This window comes from Alkalibacterium indicireducens, from assembly GCF_039522005.1.
GTDB lineage: Bacteria > Bacillota > Bacilli > Lactobacillales > Carnobacteriaceae_A > Alkalibacterium > Alkalibacterium indicireducens.
The window spans coordinates 1-2,169 of the sequence record NZ_BAAADA010000210.1 but is presented as its reverse complement, the minus strand read 5'-3'; the positions used below and the strand labels follow the sequence as shown (position 1 = coordinate 2,169).

Sequence of the window (2,169 nt, the reverse complement as noted above, 5' to 3'; positions counted from 1 at the left end):
CCGTATCAGGCAACTCATTTTAAAAAGATGGAAAAATCCACGTACTAAGATTAGCAGATTAATGCGTTTAGGCCTAGATATGGACAGTGCTAAACGCATTGGTTACTCCAGAAAGAAATACTGGAGACTGTCAAAAACACCTGAAGTTCATTGGGTGCTTACAACGAAAAGACTCTACCGGTGGAACGTAGTTTCACTACGAGACCTAGCAGAGTCTGCTTACTTAAGATATTGAACCGCCGTATACGGAACCGTACGTACGGTGGTGTGAGAGGACGATAAATGAATTAATCATTTATCTCCTACTCGATTCTAAATTGCTATTACCGGTCAAATTAAGTATACTAAAATAGTACAAATCAGGTCATTTGATCTGACAAGTGAATGGACAGGCATCATTTTAGAGAATATTATTCCATTTCAAATTGCCCATGATAATCCGGATTAAAAAATAAATGAGCGGTACCCATATTCGACGGGAGGATGAGGACAGATGAACGCAAAAGACTGGTTCACTATTCCAAATATATTGTCATATTTCAGGTTAATACTTATTCCGTATTTTGTAATTGCTTATATGTCTGCTGAATCCCATGGTGAATATGTGTACGCGACGGGTATTCTGGTTTTGTCCGGACTGACTGATGCTGTGGATGGGTTTATAGCAAGACGCTTTAATCAGGGGACAAAAATCGGACAGCTTCTTGATCCTGTTGCCGATAAACTGACCCAGGTGGCAGTCGTTGCCGTTCTAATGTTTAAGTGGCCGGTGTTTCTCTTTCTATTTATTCTTTTCCTGGTGAAGGAAACTTATATGTTTGTAGAAAACATCCGGCTGTATAAAAAACAGAAAACACTGGATGGATCGATCTGGCCGGGTAAAGTTGCTACGATCGTCTTTTACTTCACTATGTTCATTGCTGTTTTTTTCCCAACACTGACTGAGGGCACCGTAGTTCTTCTGGTAGGCGTAGCGAGTATCTTTCAAATCAGTGCATTTTATCATTACAGTAAGTTATTCAGAGATATGCACAGTAACGAAGTATAATAAGGTGTGTTATTATAAAATTCTGATTTACGTGTGATAAACTAGTGGAAAGCAAGAGGAGTAATGTCATGGAAACTGGAGTGGGGCTGGATAATGCAAAGAAATACCTTGAAGCCAGTAATGAGTTGAATGTTATCAAATCATTCAATTACCACCTTTAGAAGACCCCGTATTGCCGTCTTTAACAGATGACCTCATGGCACAGAAAAAAAAGACCCGACAAGATAAACGAATAAAATGGTTGGATATTGCTATTACTATTACTCCGGAACATAATTACTGAATGACCAGCGTGTTGACAAACGCATTAGATTTTATGTATCATAATTTGAATGACAAATCAGCAGGAATCGTCAGTTATGAATTTATGGGTTGAGAATGAACAGCTGAAGAGTTTCGGATAGTCTTGTCATAATTTAAAATACTCATGTAAGAACGCATCCTAATGTGTCAATATCCTGAACTGAAAATTTCTGCCATGGACATAATCTAGGACAATAGTCAGGAGTAAAAAACTGAAAATGTGACCCTGCCATACCCACTAGAAAAGTATTTACCTTATTAGGTGGTGAGAAAGATGAATGACAATAGAGACCAGCTTAAAGCATTGACAATTTTGCTTAAAGCATCTTCAAGTGTAGAAAAAGTAGTAAAAAATGATATGGCATCTTATGGATTGAATGCAACCGAGTTTTCAGTACTTGAACTTCTATTCAATAAAGGACGTCAACCAATACAGATGATCGGAAAACAGATCCTGTTAGCTTCAAGCAGCATCACATATGTCGTTGACAGACTAGAGGAAAAAGGATTTGTCGATAGAGTAGCCGATAAGTTTGACAGAAGAGTCACCTTCTGCGAGCTCACGCAGGAAGGGCATACTCTGATGAAGGAAATATTTCCTAAGCATGCAGATAAAATAGCTGAAATTTTTGAAGAATGCACATTAGAAGAAATAAAAACTTTACAGAACACCCTAAAAAAAGTCGGGTATAAAGCAGTCAGCTTACAGGACACTTAACTAGGGCCAACCTTTATTCGCTTTCATAATCTCGAGTTTGACAGTCAAAACGACAAGAATGCCTTAGGTATAGGCTCTCTTGTCGTTTTTTTAGTTAAAA

Annotated in this window: 2 protein-coding genes; both read left to right on the top strand. The window is 38.1% G+C overall.

Annotated elements, in window-relative coordinates:
• Nucleotides 1-493: 493 nt before the first annotated feature.
• Nucleotides 494-1,048 (top strand): CDP-alcohol phosphatidyltransferase family protein, encoded by a 555-nt coding sequence (locus ABFX15_RS11800; RefSeq protein WP_346025595.1) that lies wholly within the window; start codon nucleotides 494-496, stop codon nucleotides 1,046-1,048.
• A gap of 577 nt (nucleotides 1,049-1,625) precedes the next feature.
• Nucleotides 1,626-2,069: a MarR family winged helix-turn-helix transcriptional regulator gene (locus ABFX15_RS11795; RefSeq protein WP_346025594.1), complete on the top strand. Its 444-nt coding sequence runs from the start codon at nucleotides 1,626-1,628 to the stop codon at nucleotides 2,067-2,069.
• The last annotated feature ends 100 nt before the right edge of the window (nucleotides 2,070-2,169 follow it).

Bases quoted from the DNA above. Each gene is read 5' to 3' on its own strand.
- ABFX15_RS11795 (WP_346025594.1), top strand. From the start codon at position 1,626: ATGAATGACAATAGAGACCAGCTTAAAGCATTGACAATTTTGCTTAAA.
- ABFX15_RS11800 (WP_346025595.1), top strand. From the start codon at position 494: ATGAACGCAAAAGACTGGTTCACTATTCCAAATATATTGTCATATTTC.